Source organism: Mesorhizobium sp. M8A.F.Ca.ET.021.01.1.1 (assembly GCF_003998025.1).
Lineage (GTDB): Bacteria > Pseudomonadota > Alphaproteobacteria > Rhizobiales > Rhizobiaceae > Mesorhizobium.
Map to the genome: position 1 here is coordinate 1 of NZ_RZSJ01000795.1, position 2170 is coordinate 2170.

Annotated in this window: 2 protein-coding genes and 1 pseudogene; all 3 read left to right on the top strand. The window is 61.8% G+C overall.

Annotated elements, in window-relative coordinates:
- Window positions 1-155: 155 nt before the first annotated feature.
- On the top strand, window positions 156-1340 hold the full coding sequence (locus tag EOA36_RS33975; RefSeq protein WP_127281074.1) for a cell wall hydrolase: 1185 nt from the start codon (window positions 156-158) through the stop codon (window positions 1338-1340).
- A 257-nt stretch (window positions 1341-1597) separates the two neighbouring features.
- Entirely contained in the window at window positions 1598-1999 is a 402-nt protein-coding gene (locus tag EOA36_RS33980) for an AtpZ/AtpI family protein (RefSeq protein WP_127281075.1), read from the top strand.
- A gap of 84 nt (window positions 2000-2083) precedes the next feature.
- Window positions 2084-2170: pseudogene (locus EOA36_RS33985) on the top strand (F0F1 ATP synthase subunit A); the annotation flags it as partial.

The following is a 2170-nucleotide window of genomic DNA, read 5'->3' on the forward strand; positions in this document are numbered from 1 at the left end:
GCGGGCCGGAGCGCTCCCGCCGCAAAACCGCCGGACTTCGAAGCCACGACCTCCAGCCGGCTGAGAAAACCCGACCGATCCCGTTAACGTCCCATCAAGGTTAATGCATCATTTTGCTCTCCAGTGGGGTCAGTAGCGTTCCTGGAGAGAGTTCCGTGCATCGACGTGTCTTGACGCGGCTGGCCGCCGCCGCCGGTGAGAAGAAACGCGGCCTTGTGTCTCCGTTCATCATCGGCCTCGGCATCTGGATCGGCTTTCCGACCGTCGCCGCCTACCAGGACATGACAAGCCTTGTATCCGGCCTCGAAGCGCCGACCGCCCGCTGGAACTCCTATGTCGAGAAATCCGTCGCCGGCTCGGTCCACGCCGCCGAGATGCCGTTCGTCGATTCCGACGTCACCGGCTCGATCTCGGGTTCCGGCGTTCGCCTTCCCGGCATCGGCTCCGTCTCGTTCCGCGGCAAGGGCGGCAAGGTCAGCGGGTCGCCCGACGAGGATCGTGTCGTGCGCGCCGACAAGAAGGGCCGCATCGTCCAGGTCTCTCCGGTAGCGCCGCCGAAGAACTTCAATGCAGGCTCGATCTTCCAGCGGACCTCTTCGCTGATGCGGCCGAGCATGGACAGCGACCTGAAAATGGCCTTCGCCAAGCCTCAGATCAAAGGCAAGGAAATCCTGATCGCCGCCGCATTCCACGCGCGTGAAGACAAGAAGCCGGATCCCGGCGTGCCGGCCATGCTCGCCGCCCTCGTCAACAACGACCACCCCGATGTGCTGGCGACCGCCTACGCACAATCCGAGCCGGACTACGCCAAGGCTTCACCCTTTGAAGCCCTGCTTCAGGACGAGCAGTCCAACAGCGGCCGCTTCATTCCGCCGATGGCCAAGGGCGACCATGCCTGGATCCAGAATCCGCTTCCGGCCAGCGTCTTCTCCAAGCCGGAGCAGAAATGCCTGGCCAACGGCATCTATTTCGAGGCACGCGGCGAAACCGTGCGCGGTCAGGCCGCCGTCGCCCAGGTTATCCTCAACCGGGTCCGCAATCCCGCCTATCCCAATTCGATCTGCGGCGTCGTCTACCAGAACGACAGCTGGTTCAACCGCTGTCAGTTTTCATTCGCTTGCGACGGCAGAAAGAAGCGCATCGACAACCCCGTCGCCTACAAGACCGCGCAAGACATCGGCATGGCCGTCACCGCTGGCAAGATCTTCATTCCGGAGGTGGGATCGTCAACACATTACTACGCCAACTATGTCCATCCCGGCTGGGCGCGCACGATGCAGAAGATGACCAAGATCGGCCTGCATATCTTTTACCGGACCTATGGTGGCGGCTGGAGCTGAGCCGACCGCCGGGCGCCTCTCTTTTCGGGCGGTCGCACGGTCGATCGGAGAGCCATTGCCCGGGGGATTCGCGCAACGCATCCCTCCGATCGCCGCGGGCACGATGTCGCACCTTTCTAATCCTTTGATTTTACTATTTAAAATACACAGCGCGGAACTTCCCTCCGTGGCTTGACGGGCGCAAACCCTCTAACTATGTTGCCGGCGACTTTAGAAGCGGACGGACGGTGACGGTCTGCCCGGGCAGGGGGGTTGCGATGGCCGAGAAAAAAGGGCCAGACGGAACCGGAGAAACCGGCCGCGGCAAAGAGCATGACGCCGAAATCCGCGACGACGATCTTGAGCGACGTCGGCGTGAACTTGGAGCATCGCTTGCGACAAGGCTGCCGAACCGGCTCGAGGGGAAAGACGACGCGAAACCAGTGACCGGATACGGTCAGGCGATCAAACTATCCAGCGAGTTTATCGCCGGGGTGGTCGTGGGCGCCGGCATCGGCTGGATCATCGACCGTATGGCGGGGACATCGCCGTGGGGTCTGATCGTTTTCCTGCTGCTTGGTTTTGGCGCCGGCGTGCTCAATGTCATGCGTTCGGCTGGCGTTGTGGCGGAATTCGGACAAGGCGCGAAGCCGCGCCGTGACCGGGACGACGGCAAATGACCGCCCTTCAGGCGGCATTTGGAAATAGCCGCTTCCATGCGGCAAGGTAATTTTGGCCGTACGCGGCATTGACGGGGTTTGAACGTGGCAGCTGACAAGGTCGATCCGATCCACCAGTTCCATATCAACAAGCTGATACCGATCGAGATCGGCGGCTATGACCTGTCTTTC

Coding starts and splice junctions, on each gene's coding strand:
- EOA36_RS33980 (WP_127281075.1), top strand. CDS start 1,598: ATGGCCGAGAAAAAAGGGCCAGACGGAACCGGAGAAACCGGCCGCGGC.